General features: G+C 41.5%; 16 protein-coding genes, 1 rRNA gene and 1 other annotated feature. All 17 genes read right to left on the bottom strand.

Annotated elements, in window-relative coordinates; translation table 11 throughout:
• Window positions 1–15: 15 nt before the first annotated feature.
• The gene (gene rpmG, locus ABD006_RS17035) at window positions 16–165 is read right to left on the bottom strand and encodes a 50S ribosomal protein L33 (protein WP_162038903.1); all 150 of its coding nucleotides are present in this window, start codon (window positions 163–165) and stop codon (window positions 16–18) included.
• 74 nt (window positions 166–239) lie between these two features.
• On the bottom strand, window positions 240–890 hold the full coding sequence (sigH, locus tag ABD006_RS17030) for an RNA polymerase sporulation sigma factor SigH (RefSeq protein WP_343843867.1): 651 nt from the start codon (window positions 888–890) through the stop codon (window positions 240–242).
• Window positions 891–978: 88 nt separating this feature from the next.
• Window positions 979–1488 carry an NYN domain-containing protein gene (locus ABD006_RS17025; protein ID WP_343843722.1) on the bottom strand — a complete coding sequence of 170 codons (510 nt, stop codon included), beginning with the start codon at window positions 1486–1488 and terminating at the stop codon, window positions 979–981.
• Window positions 1489–1491: 3 nt separating this feature from the next.
• Complete coding sequence (rlmB, locus tag ABD006_RS17020) at window positions 1492–2232, bottom strand: 23S rRNA (guanosine(2251)-2'-O)-methyltransferase RlmB (RefSeq protein WP_343843719.1); 741 nt, start codon at window positions 2230–2232, stop codon at window positions 1492–1494.
• 3 nt (window positions 2233–2235) lie between these two features.
• Window positions 2236–2640, bottom strand: coding sequence for a Mini-ribonuclease 3 (locus ABD006_RS17015; protein WP_343843715.1), 405 nt, complete (start codon window positions 2638–2640; stop codon window positions 2236–2238).
• Between the two features lie 3 nt (window positions 2641–2643).
• Complete coding sequence (gene cysS, locus ABD006_RS17010) at window positions 2644–4047, bottom strand: cysteine--tRNA ligase (RefSeq protein ID WP_343843712.1); 1404 nt, start codon at window positions 4045–4047, stop codon at window positions 2644–2646.
• A gap of 6 nt (window positions 4048–4053) precedes the next feature.
• Window positions 4054–4728, bottom strand: a complete 675-nt coding sequence (gene cysE, locus ABD006_RS17005; protein ID WP_343843709.1) for a serine O-acetyltransferase — start codon at window positions 4726–4728, stop codon at window positions 4054–4056.
• Between the two features lie 99 nt (window positions 4729–4827).
• Window positions 4828–5044: a binding site (T-box leader), on the bottom strand.
• Window positions 5045–5089: 45 nt separating this feature from the next.
• Window positions 5090–6556, bottom strand: a complete 1467-nt coding sequence (gene gltX, locus ABD006_RS17000) for a glutamate--tRNA ligase (RefSeq protein ID WP_343843706.1) — start codon at window positions 6554–6556, stop codon at window positions 5090–5092.
• Between the two features lie 67 nt (window positions 6557–6623).
• On the bottom strand, window positions 6624–7787 hold the full coding sequence (locus tag ABD006_RS16995; protein ID WP_343843864.1) for a bifunctional 2-C-methyl-D-erythritol 4-phosphate cytidylyltransferase/2-C-methyl-D-erythritol 2,4-cyclodiphosphate synthase: 1164 nt from the start codon (window positions 7785–7787) through the stop codon (window positions 6624–6626).
• A gap of 117 nt (window positions 7788–7904) precedes the next feature.
• A complete protein-coding gene (locus tag ABD006_RS16990; RefSeq protein ID WP_343843703.1) occupies window positions 7905–9005 on the bottom strand; it encodes a PIN/TRAM domain-containing protein in 1101 nt (366 codons plus the stop codon).
• A gap of 353 nt (window positions 9006–9358) precedes the next feature.
• Complete coding sequence (gene radA, locus ABD006_RS16985; RefSeq protein WP_343843700.1) at window positions 9359–10726, bottom strand: DNA repair protein RadA; 1368 nt, start codon at window positions 10724–10726, stop codon at window positions 9359–9361.
• A 177-nt stretch (window positions 10727–10903) separates the two neighbouring features.
• Window positions 10904–13336, bottom strand: a complete 2433-nt coding sequence (gene clpC / locus ABD006_RS16980; protein ID WP_343843697.1) for an ATP-dependent protease ATP-binding subunit ClpC — start codon at window positions 13334–13336, stop codon at window positions 10904–10906.
• Between the two features lie 15 nt (window positions 13337–13351).
• Window positions 13352–14419, bottom strand: coding sequence for a protein-arginine kinase McsB (mcsB, locus tag ABD006_RS16975; RefSeq protein ID WP_343843694.1), 1068 nt, complete (start codon window positions 14417–14419; stop codon window positions 13352–13354).
• Window positions 14419–14967, bottom strand: coding sequence for a protein-arginine kinase activator protein McsA (mcsA, locus tag ABD006_RS16970; RefSeq protein ID WP_343843691.1), 549 nt, complete (start codon window positions 14965–14967; stop codon window positions 14419–14421). Before mcsA ends, mcsB begins: the two co-directional genes overlap by 1 nt.
• Window positions 14968–14982: 15 nt before the next feature.
• Window positions 14983–15447, bottom strand: a complete 465-nt coding sequence (locus ABD006_RS16965) for a CtsR family transcriptional regulator (RefSeq protein ID WP_044153387.1) — start codon at window positions 15445–15447, stop codon at window positions 14983–14985.
• A 218-nt stretch (window positions 15448–15665) separates the two neighbouring features.
• Entirely contained in the window at window positions 15666–16364 is a 699-nt protein-coding gene (locus tag ABD006_RS16960) for an MgtC/SapB family protein (RefSeq protein WP_343843684.1), read from the bottom strand.
• 214 nt (window positions 16365–16578) lie between these two features.
• Window positions 16579–16673: ribosomal RNA gene (gene rrf / locus ABD006_RS16955) — 5S ribosomal RNA — on the bottom strand; the annotation flags it as partial.

The following is a 16673-nucleotide window of genomic DNA, read 5'->3' as shown; positions in this document are numbered from 1 at the left end:
GCAAAAAACAGTCGTTTATTTTGTTTCTGAATGGAGTGTTTGCTTTCCACATTGCCTGCAATACTTTTTTATTACAAGTCTATCTGAATCTGATTTGCTATTTTTATAAGTTGTATAATTTCGATTATGGCATTCTGAACAAGCCAAGATGATTTTTTTACGCACGATTTATCATCCCTCTATCAGGGTCTTGTCACTTATCTAAATTTAGCATGTGTCACGGGGTCTGTCAATCTATACTAGGGGGTTAGTCCATTCAGCTCCAAATATCGTTCCAGTTTGCGTTTCACTCGCTGTAGTGCATTGTCTATTGATTTTACATGACGATTTAATTCTGCGGAAATCTCCTGATAGGAGCGACCATCCAGATACAAATTCAGCACCTCTTTTTCCAGGTCACTTAAGATTTCGCTCATTTTATCTTCCATATCCCCATAGCGTTCCCGTGTAAGGATTAGCTGTTCAGGGTCCATCGTCTTTGAACCTTCCAATACATCCAGTAATGTACGATCAGACTCTTCATCATAAATAGGCTTGTCCAGGGATACATAGGAGTTCAGCGGAATATGCTTTTGCCTGGTAGCGGTTTTAATAGCGGTAATAATTTGCCTGGTTACACAAAGTTCTGCGAAGGCTTTAAAAGAAGATAGCTTGTCCTCCTGATAATCCCGTATAGCTTTATAAAGACCAATCATACCTTCCTGTACAATATCCTCACGATCTGCCCCAATTAAAAAATAAGTCCTTGCTTTTGCACGTACAAAATTACGGTATTTGTTAATTAAGTACTCCAGCGCCTGACTATTCCCACTATGAACAAGCTCCACTAATATTTCATCTGAAGTATGCTCTAAATCAATATCTTGGTTTTCGTGATCCTCGAGTCTGATGGTCACACAGGATTCCCCCTGATTCACATAATCCGTGATATAACGTTATTATACAGGAATTGTCAAAATTGCGTCAACGTTGTTAATTTTACTTCTTGCCTCTTCTCCACTTTTCAAAGATTTCTAAGACATCTTTATCGATCGGAATTTTTGCCCTGGTCTGGACAGAGTGTCTCACCTTCACATCCTGCTCAATTTCACTTTCTATGTTTTCCGTCTCAATCAGTAATTCCCTTGCTGAGAGCCGAAATGCCCCCTGAGCAAAAATCGTGCGCTGCTCTGTATAATCAGAGGTAGCCACATAAACCTTTGTCTTAATATTTTTGATCTCCCCTACAAGCTTTTCAATCCGTTCGTCTGCAGTTTCATGTTCCCGGGTATAAATCACTTGTACATTTCGATGTTTATTTTTCGTTTCAATCCCCTGTACACCATAAGCATCAAAAACAATAATTACGCGGGAGCCAGTGTAAGCTTGATAATCGGCCATTTTTTCTGCCAGAAGCTCACGGGCCTGTGCCAGATCCCTATCTCTCAGGACCTGCAGTTCGGGCCAGGCACCAATGATATTATATCCATCCACAATTAGCACATCCATTGTCTATTCACCTATTGGACTGCGTTTCCGATAGACTTCGTACATGAGTAAACCCGCGGCAACAGATGCGTTCAGCGAAGTAACCTTTCCCTTCATCGGCAGACTGACCAGCCAGTCACACTTATCCCTGACCAGGCGACTCATTCCTTTTCCTTCACTGCCAATCACAAGGGCAAGAGGCATATCACCGTTTAATTCACGATAATCCTCTGTTCCCTTTGCATCTGTACCAGCTACCCAGATATTTTTCTCTTTTAACTCATCAATGGTTCGAGCCAGGTTGGTAACTCTGGCCACAGGGATATACTCAACAGCACCTGTAGAGGCTTTGACAACGGTCTGGGTCAGCTGAACAGAGCGTCTTTTAGGGATAATAACTCCATGAGCACCTGTTGCATCAGCTGTACGTAAAATGGACCCCAGATTATGTGGATCCTCAAGCTCATCTAAAATAATGAAGAAGGGGCTCTCTCCCTTTTTTTCCGCATTATCATACAAGTCATCAAGAGTTGCATAATCATAAGCGGCAATGGAGGCAGCAACCCCCTGATGATGCTGGCCGATCTGATCCAGCTTTCGTTTAGGAACAGCTTGTACCGTTACCCCTTTCTTTTTCGCAAGCTGCTGGATTTGCTTTGCAGACTGGGGCTTCAAATTTTCCAGAACCATGACTTTGTTCATTTCGCGGCCCGACTTCAATGCTTCGATGACTGGATTTTTACCGACAATCCATTCTTCCTTCATACGCTACCGGCTCCTTTCTTCAGTATTCTGTATGGCATGATGAATAAGCTGTTCCAGTCGTTCGTTATTGCCCGTTAAATAATGAAAACCCAAAAGTGCTTCAAAGGCTGTACTATATCGATACGTCATGACATCTGTATTTTTAGGGACTCTGGATTTTGCATTTCGGCCTCTGCGAACAACACCTGATTCTTCATCATCAAGAAACTCCTCCGACAGCCACGTCTTCAGCACCTTAGACTGAGACGTGGCTGCCACAAACTCTACAGCTTTATGGTGTAATTGATCGGGCTGGACAAAGCCTTTTTGAATTAAATATTCCCGAATATACTTGTCGTATATGACATCCCCCATATAAGCAAGAGTTAAACTTTTCATTTGTTTTACGTCCAGTTTTTTCTCCGTCATATTCTAGCCTCTTTTCCACCGGGTTCCCTGAGGAGTATCTTCCAAAACAATATTTTTTTCTTTTAATTCATCGCGAATCTGATCTGCACGTGCAAAGTCCCGATTTTTTCTGGCCTGATTTCGTTCTTCTATTAATTGTTCAATCTCATCATCAAGCAGTTCATCCTCTTCCTCTGCGATTGATACCCCGAGGATGTTCATAAGGTCATCAATGGTCTGTATAAAAGCATCAATAACCCCTGTGGATGTATGACTCTCCTGCAGATACACATTCCCTTCTTTTGCTAAATCAAATAAAACAGAAATCGCATTTGCCGTATTAAAGTCATCGTCCATTTCGGTCATAAAACGGTTTTTAAATTCTTCAATTCTTTGATACCATTCATCGTCCTGGCCGGTAAGATTCGTGCTTGCCTGCTTACGGTGAGCCAGGTTGACCCGGGCCGTTCTGATTCTGTCCAGTCCGTTTTCCGCACTTTCCAGCAGGGATTTGCTGAAGTTAATCGGGTTCCTGTAGTGCACACTCAGCATAAAGAAACGGACTACATTAGGATCCTGTTCCTTAACCACATCGTGAACGAGGACAAAATTTCCCTGGGATTTAGACATTTTTTCATTTTCAATATTAATATAACCATTATGCATCCAGTAATTTGCGAAGGTTTTTCCGTTCAGTGATTCAGATTGAGCAATTTCGTTTTCGTGGTGTGGAAAGGATAAATCCTGCCCTCCAGCATGAATATCAATGGTTTCTCCCAAGTATTTTTTCGCCATCGTCGAGCATTCAATATGCCAGCCCGGACGACCTTTGCCCCATGGACTATCCCAGGCAATTTCATTCGGCTTGGCAGGCTTCCAGAGAGTAAAATCCAGTGGGTCATGCTTTTTCTCGCCTACTTCAATTCTTGCCCCTGACCGCAGTTCATCGATGGACTGATGGGAGAGCTTTCCATACTCATCAAAGGAACGGGTTTTAAAATAAACATCTCCATCCTCTTCATAAGCATAGCCAGCATCAATTAACCCCTGAATAAATTCAATAATATCGTCCATCGTTTCCGTTACACGGGGATGGCGGTCCGCTTTTCTCACACCAAACGCACTGACATCCTCATGGTAGGCGTTAATAAAACGGTCTGCTACTTCAGGAACCTCCATCCCTAATTCGTTTGCCGCTTTTATCAATTTATCATCTACATCTGTAAAATTTAAGACGTATTTCACGTCATATCCTCTGTACTCCAGATAACGTCTTACAGTATCAAACACAATAGCAGGACGGGCATTCCCTATGTGTATATAGTTATAAACGGTAGGACCGCATACATACATTCTAACTTTTCCATCTTCCAACGGTTTAAATGCCTCTTTTTGTCTTGTCAGTGTATTATAAATCTGAATGGCCACTACTCATCACTCCTTATGCACACTTTGCATGGCAGATTTCAATTCTTGTACTTCCTCTTCCAGTTGTTTGATTTTATCAGCTACAGGGTCAGGCATTTTATGGTGATCGAGGTCTTTCCGAACCTTTTTCCCATCCTGGACAACAACCTTCCCCGGAATACCGACCACGGTGGAATTATTCGGCACATCACGTAATACAACCGAACCTGCTCCGACTTTTGAATTTTCTCCTATCGTAATGGACCCGAGCACTTTTGCACCTGAGGCGATTAATGCATTGTTCTTCACGGTAGGATGCCGCTTCCCTTTCTCTTTTCCGGTCCCACCTAATGTTACACCTTGAAACAGGGTGACATTATCACCAATTTCACACGTTTCCCCGATAACAACCCCCATGCCATGATCAATAAAAAAACGTTTTCCAATTTTGGCACCAGGATGAATTTCAATTCCGGTAAAAAACCGGGATACCTGTGAAATCAGACGCGCAAGGAACAAAAGCTTACGTTTATAACAAGCATGGGCCACCCGATGCGCCCATATGGCATGCAAACCTGAATATAATAAAATAACTTCAAACCGATTGCGTGCAGCTGGATCCTGGTCAAACACAACATCCACATCAGCCTTTAACAATTTAAAAAATCCACCCATACCTGTTTCCCCTCCTTGTTGATTCATCAAAATCTGAAATCCATTTAGAAAGACACGACTTTCCCCAGTTCCTCTAATCCGAAGCTTTAAAAAGTATAAAAAAAGAACGTCCCTGTATAAAAGCTATACAGAGACGTTCGCACGCGGTCCCACTCTGTTTAGGAACGATCACTCATTCCTCAACTCAGTCTCGTAACGGGAGATCGCCGCCCTTGTATACTACTATTCAACAAGGGACTCAGAGGTGCATTTCAAAAGGGTCCTGTAGAATCACTTTCAGCCGGTGGCGATTCTCTCTGTATACAGGATGAGCCTTTTTACTTCTCCTCATCAACGTTCAGTTAGATATTCCTGTTATACTATATTATAAACGATAAATTTGGTGACGTTAACGTATGCGCTCCTTAACATTTTTTAATCTTACTTTAACTGTCTCCAGTCCTAACAAATGAATGGCATTTGGGAGCTCCGGACCATGGCTTTGTCCTGTAGTAGCCACACGGATCGGCATAAACAATTTCTTGCCTTTTGCGCCCGTTTCCTTTTGCGTCGCCTTAATAGCTGCCTTAATTTCCTGCGGCTCAAAGCTTTCCAGTTCTTCAAGCTTATTCAGGAAGGTTTCCATCACTGCAGGGACTTGTTCACCGCTTAAAATTTCCATACCTGCATCATCATAATCAATTTCCTGTCTGAAGAAAAGTTCAGTAAGCTCCACAATTTCAGCTCCATAGCTTAACTGTTCCTGATAGAGTCCGATCAGCTCCTCTGCCCACTTCCGCTGAGTATCGTCCATTTTTTCCGGTAATTTCCCTGCATGAACTAAATGCGGAAGCGTCAGGTCAATAATACGGTCTAAATCGGCTTCTTTGATATACTGATTGTTCATCCATTTTAGTTTGTTCGGATCAAAAACAGCCGGAGATGTAGCGAGACGGGTTGCATCAAAAATTTCAATAAACTCCTCTTTCGTAAACAGCTCCTCTTCACCCTCAGGAGACCAGCCAAGAAGAGCGATGAAGTTAAACAGTGCTTCAGGTAAATACCCAAGCTCCTCATATTGCTCAATAAACTGGATAATGCTCTCATCCCGCTTGCTCAATTTTTTCCGTTCTTCATTTACGATCAGGGTCATATGACAAAAGGTTGGAACGTCCCATCCAAACGCTTCATAGATCATCATTTGCTTTGGTGTATTGGAAATATGATCCTCTCCACGCAGGACATGGGTAATCGCCATGAGATGATCGTCAATTGCCACAGCAAAATTGTATGTAGGCGTTCCATCCTTCTTCATAATCACCCAGTCACCGAAATCCTCTGACTCGAAAGTAATATTGCCTTTTACAATGTCCTTAAAGCGATACGTGTGATTTTGAGGAACCTTTAAACGAAGGCTTGGTTTTCTGCCTTCCGCTTCAAATTGCTGCTGTTGTTCCTCGGTCAAGTCACGGTGAGCACCGGAATAACGAGGCACTTCTCCCCGGGCCCTCTGCTCTTCCCGTTCCTTTTCCAGTTCCTCTTCGGTCATATAACATTTATAAGCAAGACCTTTTTCTAACAGCTCATTTGCATACTTTTCATAGAGATCCAAGCGCTCCATTTGGCGATAAGGACCGTAATCTCCACCGATGTCGATACTCTCATCCCAGTCAATACCTAACCACTTAAGATATTTTAACTGGCTGATGTCTCCACCCTCTACATTTCGTTTCTGGTCCGTATCCTCAATCCGAATGATAAATTTACCGCCAGTCGCACGGGCAAATAAATAATTAAATAATGCGGTACGCGCATTTCCAATATGAAGGTGACCGGTTGGACTCGGTGCGTACCTTACCCGAATATCATTTGTCATATATATACCCCTTCCTTATTCTCGTTTTCCAATTATGATTCCACGTAAAACTTATTTTACGATTGCTTTATTTATTTTGCAAAAGGACTGTCGCCTGAGCGGCAATGCCTTCCTTTCGTCCTGTAAAACCGAGTTTCTCAGTTGTTGTAGCCTTTATATTAACCTGGGAAGGATCTGCTTCCAGGATCTCAGCAACATTTTCTTTTATTGGTTCTATGTACGGGGACATTTTGGGTGCCTGAGCAATGATCGTACAATCGATATTTCCAAGCTGCAATCCATGATTCTTAACCAGGTTCCACACTTCTTTTAATAATACCTTAGAATCGGCATCTTTAAAAGCAGCTTCTGTGTCCGGAAAATGAGTTCCAATATCCCCTTTTCCAATTGCACCCAGACATGCATCGGCTACTGTATGTAAAAGAACATCAGCATCAGAATGACCAAGCAGACCCTTCTCGTACGGAATGGTCACGCCTCCGATAATACATGGACGTCCATCAACAAGCTGATGAACATCATAACCTGTACCCACCTTCATTTGCAAGCGCGACTCCTCCCTTTCTCTTAACAGGTTCTCTGCTTTTTTAATATCCTCCGGTGTTGTTAATTTAAAATTATCATAGCTGCCCTGAACAATTTCAACATGCTCCCCTAGACGTTCTACCAGTGAAGCATCATCTGTGCCTCTGTATCCTTCACGTCCCGCCTGATCATGTGCCTGTTTAATTTTTTGATATTGAAAACCCTGAGGCGTCTGGGCAGCCCAAAGGCTTTTCCGATCGAGGGTTTCCAGAAGCTCTCCCTCTTTTTTCTTCACCGTATCTGTTACCGGGACAGCGAGCAGCCCGGCCCCTTTTTCCGCTGCAGATTCCACCAACTGATGAATCGCTTCTTCTGCCACAAAGGGTCTTGCTCCATCATGGATCAGGACAATATCCTCTGTCTGACAGGCCATTAGACCATTGTTTACGCTATCCTGACGTTCAGCTCCTCCATCAACAAGCTTCGTAATCTTTGCAAGCTGATATTCATCCACCAAAGCTTCCATATCCTTTTTTTCTTTAGGATTGACGACAAGATAAATATCCGTACACCAGGAGTCCTTCTCGAAAACCTCCAGAGTATGAATCACTAATGGTTTGCTGTAAAGCTGTAAAAACTGTTTATTCATTCCCGTTTTCATTCGTTTCCCAAGGCCTGCAGCAAGAACAATCACTTGATAATTCATATTATGTACCGCCTTTTCAAAACTCGTTTCCTTATGTCTATAGAGCTTTAACAAAACAAAAGCGATAACAAGCTGGTTTGTTATCACTTTTGTCCTCATCCTTTTATTATTCCGTTTTTACAGTGCTTTTTCAAGTAATTTTGGCTTTGCAAAAATCATTCGTCCTGCAGAGGTTTGTAAAACGCTGGTGACAATTACTTCAATAGTTTTGCCGATATAATTCTGCCCTTCTTCAACGACGATCATCGTTCCATCATCCAGATAGGCAACCCCCTGTTTATCCTCCTTACCATCTTTAATAACATGTACAGATAGCTCCTCACCTGGAAGAACAACAGGTTTCACGGCGTTAGCCAAATCATTAATATTTAACACTTCAACATTCTGAAACTCACAAACTTTATTTAAGTTAAAATCATTTGTAACAAGAATGCCTTGAAACGTTTTAGCGAGCTTTACCAGCTTGCTGTCAACTTCATGAATATCCTCAAAATCACCTTCATAAATCTGGACATCAACAGGAAGGTCCTTTTGCATACGATTCAACACGTCCAGACCCCGTCTTCCCCGGTTCCGTTTCAATACGTCTGATGAATCAGCGATGTGCTGCAGTTCTTCAAGTACGAATTGCGGAATAACGATTGTACCTTCTAAAAACTTTGTCTGACATATATCAGCGATCCGGCCATCAATGATGACACTTGTATCAAGAATTTTCGGTTTTGAGTTCAGGAAGGCACCGGACGTATCCTCTTCTTCCTCTCCCGTTTTCCGCTTCTCTTTTTTTGCATTAGCTAATAAGTTGGTAAACTCATTTCTCCGCTTAAAACCAACCTGAAATCCTAAATAACCTAAAATCACCGTTAGAAAAATAGGAATAACCTGTGATACTAGCTGAATTTCAATATCCTGTATTGGTCTATTTACCAACAGCGCAATAATCAAACCGATAATTAATCCAATACTTCCAAACAATAAGTCGGTAACAGGGACTTTAACCAGCGTCTCCTCAACCCAACGGATGAAATTCACAATATAGTCAACCAGCCAAAATGCAGATAAAAATAATATAATAGCACCTATTACCGTACCAACGTATGGCGACAACAGCCATAACGGACTTTCAAGGCCAATCAGCTTTAAGAGATCGGGGACATATAAATATCCTATTGCCCCTCCGGCAACTATTATAAAGACCTGAATAATCTTTTTCAGCATCCATTTCACCTCCTATCAACTATTGTTACCAAAAAATACAAAAATAATAAGAAAAATTATAATTTCATGGACTACCAAATACAAATATTTGGTAGATACTTATTATATCACGCTATTATGCACTAGTCAAAATATTAAACAGACAAGTTTAACACTAATTTTACAATGTGTCAAACTTATTACGGAATTCAGCCTATTTTACAAAACGAGCTGAACAGTTCCCTGATTTGCTTCAAATACTGGCACCATCATTAGCAGGCGGATATCCCAGACCTTTATCGCGGAAACCCTATGAGTCAGGTTACGGGCCTTAGTCATTCCAAAGACCTAAAAAGAATCCTGAATCATTTCATTTATGTTTCAAAAGTAACTTTTAAAGCATCCTGAATACTATCCACACCAACGACTTCAATGGATGAGGGCGGGTCCCATCCGGATAAATTATTGTTTGGAATGATGGCCCGTTTAAATCCTAACTTGGCTGCCTCCTGAACGCGCTGTTCGATTCGCGATACACGGCGAACCTCACCTGTCAGTCCAACCTCACCAATCAGAATATCGTCCGGTCGGGGGGACTTTTCTCTAAAACTGGACGCAATACTGACAGCGATGGCTAAATCAATTGCAGGTTCATCAAGTTTTATACCCCCGGCTACTTTAATATAGGCATCCTGGTTTTGCAGCAACAAGCCTGCTCTTTTTTCCAGTACCGCCATTAAAAGATGAACACGGTTCTGACTCAATCCGGTTGCCATTCGACGCGGATTTCCAAAGCTTGTCGGTGAAATTAAGGCCTGAATTTCAACAAGGACCGGTCTTGTCCCTTCCATTGATGCTACAATCGTTGACCCTGCCACCCCGCTTGAGCGTTCTTCCAGGAAAATTTCGGAAGGATTCAGAACTTCTGTAAGACCTTCCTCCTTCATTTCAAAAATCCCCATCTCGTGAGTACTTCCAAAGCGGTTTTTTACACTTCTTACAATACGAAAGGTATGGTGCCGCTCTCCTTCAAAATAAAGTACTGTATCCACCATATGCTCAAGTAAACGAGGGCCGGCAATGGACCCTTCTTTTGTTACATGACCTACAATAAACACAGGGATTCCATTCTGCTTGGCAATTCTCATCAGTTCCGATGTCGACTCTCTGACTTGAGAAACACTCCCAGGAGCTGAGGTAATCTCACTATGATAGACGGTTTGAATAGAATCTACCACTACAAGAGACGGCTTCATATCATATATTGCATCCGCTAACTGCTGTAAATTTGTTTCAGCCATTACATAGAGACGATCGGAATTTATCTGAAGCCGATCTGCCCGAAGCTTCGTTTGACGAACGGATTCTTCACCTGATATGTATAAGATGTCCAGTCCTTTTTGGGCCATCTGAGCAGAAATTTGCAATAGGAGGGTTGATTTCCCTATACCCGGATCGCCACCGATTAAAACCAGGGATCCCGGTACAATTCCTCCACCCAAAACTCTGTTAAACTCCGGCATTTGAGTGGCAATACGTTTTTCCTCCTGTATGGCAATACCTGTTATACGTTCAGGCTTGCTCGCCTTCTGTGAGCCGCCGGAAACAGTCTGACGTGTATTGGTTATTTCCTTTTCTTCTACTAATGTATTCCATGTCTGACAGGCCGGACATTTCCCCATCCATTTTGGCGATTCATATCCACATTCCTGACAGACAAATTTCACTTTGGGTTTAGCCATAATATCCTTCCTTCTTTGCCCTTCATATATATATACGAATAAAACATGTACTTAGTTGCACATTTTTGTGACAAATCATTGAACACCGTTATTTAATAGTATAAAAAAATATCGGAAGGGAATCACCCTCCGATATTTTTATTTTATCACGTTTTATCCTTCAATTTTTGAAAAATTTTAAGGTCTTACGATGATTTCTCCATCATCATTGGTATCAATTGTGACTTTTTTACCTTTTTCCACATTACCTTTAAGCAGTTCCTCCGATAACAGATCCTCAATGTTTTTCTGAATGGATCTGCGCAATGGACGGGCACCATACTCAAGGTCAATGCCTTCATCTGAGATTTTATCCAGCGCCGGATCTGTCACCTCGAAATCAATCTCCTGATCTACCAATCGTTGTCTGAGCTGTTCAATCATTAATGAGACAATTTCTTTAAGATGCTTCTTCTCAAGGGAATGGAAGACAATGGTTTCATCAATTCGGTTCAGGAACTCTGGACGGAAAGCTTTCTTCAGTTCCTCCATAACCTTTGACTTCATATTTTGGAAATCCTGCTCTTCATCTCCTAATGTGAACCCTACATATTTATTCCTGCGCAGTTCACGGGCTCCTACGTTGGAGGTCATAATGAGAACCGTATTACGAAAATCAACGGTACGTCCTTTTGAGTCTGTTAAACGGCCATCTTCCAGGACCTGCAGAAGCATGTTAAATACATCCGGATGGGCCTTTTCAATCTCATCCAGAAGTACAACTGAATAAGGCTTGGTACGTACCTTTTCCGTTAACTGTCCTCCTTCTTCGAATCCTACATAGCCTGGAGGGGACCCTACAAGTCTTGAGGTGGAATGCTTCTCCATATATTCGGACATATCGATGCGAATCATCGCGTCCTCATCACCAAACATGGATGATGCTAAGGCACGTGCGAGTTCGGTTTTACCCACACCGGTTGGTCCTAAGAAGATAAAGGAACCGATTGGACGTTTTGGATCCTTCAGACCTGCACGGGCTCTGCGAATTGCTTTGGAAATAGCCTTAACTGCCTCATCCTGCCCAATAACCCGAGAATGTAATGTCTCCTCAAGGTTAAGCAAGCGTTCACTCTCATCCTTAGCCAGTCTTGACACGGGTACTCCAGTCCAGGTGGATACCACACTTGCGATATCTTCAAGTGTCACTTCAGAGTTTTCCTGCCCCTGTTTTTCCTTCCACTCTGATTGTGTTTTTTCCAGACGTTCACGAAGACGCTGCTCATTATCACGTAAAGAAGCCGCTTTTTCAAATTCCTGACTTTGAACCGCAGCATCCTTTTCTTTACGCACCTCTTCCAATTGCTGCTCCAGTTCTTTTAAATCAGGTGGAGCTGTGTAAGAACGAAGACGAACTTTAGAAGCTGCTTCATCGATCAAATCAATCGCTTTATCCGGTAAAAAGCGGTCCGTGATATAACGGTCAGAAAGTCTTACAGATGACTCAATGGCCTCATCTGTAATCGAGACACGATGGTGGGCTTCATAGCGATCTCTTAAGCCCTGTAAAATCTGTACGGACTCTTCCTTAGTTGGCTCATCCACCTGAATAGGCTGGAAGCGGCGTTCAAGTGCCGCATCTTTTTCAATATATTTACGGTACTCATCTAACGTGGTCGCTCCAATACACTGGAGCTCTCCTCTGGCAAGCGCTGGTTTTAAGATGTTGGAAGCATCAATCGCACCTTCTGCTCCACCAGCACCAATAAGAGTATGAAGCTCATCAATAAACAGGATAATATTCCCTGCCTGGCGAATTTCCTCCATCACCTTTTTCAGACGGTCTTCAAATTCACCACGATATTTCGTACCTGCAACAACGGTACCCATATCCAGGGTCATCACTCGTTTATCCCTTAAAATCTCCGGAATTTCATTATTTACAATTTGCTGGGCTAAACCTTCTGCAATGGCTGTTTTACCTACCCCAGGCTCCCCGATTAAGACAGGGTTATTTTTAGTTCGACGGCAAAGCACCTGAACGACACGCTCAATTTCCTCGCTTCTTCCAATCACAGGGTCAATGTGATCCTCTTTTGCGATGGCCGTTAAATCCCTCGCCAGAGAATCCAATGTTGGTGTATTGGCATTTGAAGACTGACGACCGACTCCTCCGCGGTGGCTGGAAGTGGATTCATTGCTTCCTAATAGCTGAAGGACCTGTTGACGGGCTTTATTGAGACTGACTCCCAAATTATTTAAAACACGTGCAGCAACCCCTTCTCCTTCACGAATAAGACCAAGAAGTATATGTTCAGTACCAACATAGGAATGACCAAGTTTACGGGCTTCATCCATAGATAATTCAATTACTTTTTTGGCCCGTGGTGTATAGTGAATCGTCTGATTAGCCTTCTCCCCTTTTCCAATTAGCTGCTCAACTTCCTGCTGGATTTTATCCGGTTCTACGTTCAGGGTGGTTAAGGCCTTCGCAGCAATCCCTTCTCCTTCTGTAACTAATCCAAGCAAAATATGCTCTGTACCAATATTGTTGTGCCCTAGACGCATGGCTTCTTCCTGGGCAAGGGCTAAAACCTTCTGTGCTCTTTCTGTAAATCGCCCAAACATCATATCTCTATTCACTCCTTACATCTTTTCTAAATGAAGTCGTTCTCTTATTAAAGCAGCTCTTCTTATATCTCTTTCTTCCGGTTTCAATGGCTTTTTCGCATATTGCTGCAGAAAACCGGGCTGAGTTAATACAGTCAGTTCGTTTAAAATTGTTTTTGAGATATTCTCAATAATTCCTAAATCAATTCCAAGCCTTACATCAGACAGGCATTGCGCTGCTTCCTTGGATTGGATGATCCGGCTGTTGGCTAAAATTCCGTAAGAACGGAACACTTTATCCTCCAGTTGTATACCTGAATTACTCATCAGACGCTGACGTGCATAGCGCTCCTGTTCAATTAACTGTGTCACGACACTCTTTAAGTCTTCAACAATATCCTCCTCAGATTTACCTAATGTAATCTGATTGGAAATTTGAAACAGATTGCCTAACGCTTCACTGCCTTCTCCATAAATCCCTCTCACGACCAGGCCTAACTGGTTGATGGCAGGTATCATTCTGTTTATTTGCTGTGTAATCACAAGAGCTGGCAGATGCATCATGACCGAAGCTCTCATACCCGTCCCGACATTTGTTGGACAGCTGGTTAAATAACCACGGTCTTTATCAAAGGCATAATTAATCTTTTCCTCAAGCCAGTCATCAATTTTAGATGCATAGTCCAGGGCATTCTCTAACTGAAGTCCAGGGTAGTAAAGCTGTATACGTATGTGATCCTCTTCGTTAAGCATGATGGATACTTGTTCATTCTCTGAAATTAAAGCAGCCCCCGACTCATTATGTTCGGTTAACTGCGGGCTGATGAGATGTTTTTCCACCAATACCCTCTTTTCAATGGGTTCTAAATCGGACATCCTTACTAATTCAAGCTTTGCGTTCTTTTCTAAGGATTGATTTTCGAAATGATCCTCAAAAACATCCAGGACTTTATTCAGCATATCGGAATTAGCAACAATCGGAAACGGATATTCTTTAAAATTCCTGGCTAGCCGAATACGACTGCTAAGAACGATATCACTATCCTGCCCCTCTTCTTTTAACCATGGGCTAACGGCTTCGTTAATAAATTGCTGTAAGGACATTAGACTTCACCGCCCTTATCATTATTAAGTTGTTTTTCCAATTCACGTATCTGATCCCGCATTTTAGCTGCCTCTTCAAATTGTTCTTTTTCAATTAATTTTTGTAATTCCAGCCGATACTGCTGAAGATTACGCTTCAGATGAAGATTTCCTCCTACACGTTTTGGAATTTTTCCATCATGAGTTGTATTTCCACTGTGAACTCTTCTGAAAATAGGATTTAAATGCTGATCAAAAGTTTCATAGCACTGGTCACATCCAAATTTTCCGCGTCGTTTAAATTCCTCATAAGTCATGCCGCATTTATCACATTGCAACGAATGGTTTGATTGAAAAGACGAGCCTTGGCTTTCTTTAAATGATGTTCCCGAATCAAAATTAAACAAACCTGATAATAAATCCTGGAAGGAAAAATTCTGATTGTATTGATCCATATACCCTTTTTCCTGGGCACAATATTCACACAAGTGCACTTCCGTTTTTTCGCCATTTACTACCTGGCTGAAATGAACGGTAGCAGGTCTTTTCTCGCACTCCTGACATTTCATGCGAATCAACCTCCCTTACATTCTGTATCTTAATACATCAAGCATAGCTACTAAAATTTTCGATCTTAGTTCGTCACGTGCTGGTAATTGAATGGAAATTACATTCCGATCTAATGCACTGAGCATCAATTTGGCCTCACGTTCAGTTATAATCTCTTCTTCAAGCAGACGCTCAATAACATCCAAACTCGCCTGCTGAGTAATCTGAGGCTGGACAAGCTCCATGATTTGTTCAATTAACTCCACTTTGCTTTGTGGTTTAACACGAATAATACGAATATATCCACCACCACCACGTTTACTTTCCACTAAATAACCTTTTTCGATGGTAAACCTTGTTTTAATAACATAATTAATTTGAGAAGGTACACATTGGAAACGGTCTGCAATTTCACTTCTTTTAATTTCAATTGCGTTCTGGTGGCTCTGTTTCAGAACTTCTTTTAAATAATTCTCAATGATGTCGGATATATTTCGCATCTTCCCTCCTCCTTAAATCATTTCACTATTAACACTGTATCTCTGCACAATTTGACTTTGACTATCTTTGACTTTATCTTCATTATACTCAAATTACGCATTCATGCAAATAATATGTATGCCATTAACAAAGGGAAAAACTCTCAAAAACCGTTTCTCTATTTAAAGTTTATCCGTTTAACTTCAAATAAAACCTGACAAAACAACAATTTAATAATTTAATTTTTATCATATATATATGTCACATTTTTGATTTTGGTTAAATGGTCGAGCAGATCATTTCGTTCAAAATCCTGACCCTTGTCAATTTCAACTAACAAATATCTCTCATCATTGTCCTGATGGTTCACTTCCACTCTTTTTACCCTTAATTGAAAATCATCAAATACCTTCAGGAGGTCATTCAGTTTCGCATCTCTATTTAAAATTAATCGGATTTTACGATCACTCTTTTTATTTTTCGCTAAACGATTTTCAAATTGATTGAGGAAAATCAGACTTAAAAGAACGACAAATGTTGTTAACAATGCAGGTCCATACATTCCTGCCCCAATAACGAGACCAAGTCCGGCAACGGTCCATATGGAAGCAGCCGTTGTAAGTCCTCGGATAGTCATTCCATGAACCATTATAGTTCCAGCCCCTAAAAAGCCTATTCCACTAATCACATAGGATGGTATACGCGCTGGATCAAACCGGATGTTTTCAAAATTATCCAAATACTGATCAAATCCATAAAGGGATAATAGCATCATCAGACAGGCACTTACACCAACTAATATATGAGTTCGAAAACCGGCCGAGTGATTTTTTATCTCCCGTTCAAAACCAATAACCCCACATAAGGTTGCAGCTAATATAAGACGAAAGGCCATAATTTCAAAGTTATCATTTAACCAATAGACTGATTCAAACATAGCTTTCTCCCCTTAGTCCCTTTGTTCAAGCAATAATCAGTGAAATTTAATTTCTCTCCTGTTGCTTTCCCTTTTTAGTGTAAATGTCAGTCTCTTATATTTTTTCTTTAATATAGATTATTCACTGACTGGTCATGAAATGTTTGTTCAATAAATTATATTAAATATTATTATACGAAAAAAAAGCCAAGAAGAAAATGTCTTCTTGGCTTTTGCCCAGCAGCGTCCTACTCTCGCAGGGGAAGAACCCCAACTACCATCGGCGCTGGAGAGCTTAACTACTGTGTTCGGAATGGGAACAGGTGTGAC

Origin of the sequence: Salinibacillus aidingensis, from assembly GCF_039522525.1 — a bacterium.
GTDB classification, from domain to species: domain Bacteria; phylum Bacillota; class Bacilli; order Bacillales; family Alkalibacillaceae; genus Salinibacillus; species Salinibacillus aidingensis.
This window is presented reverse-complemented; position numbering and strand designations above follow the sequence as displayed.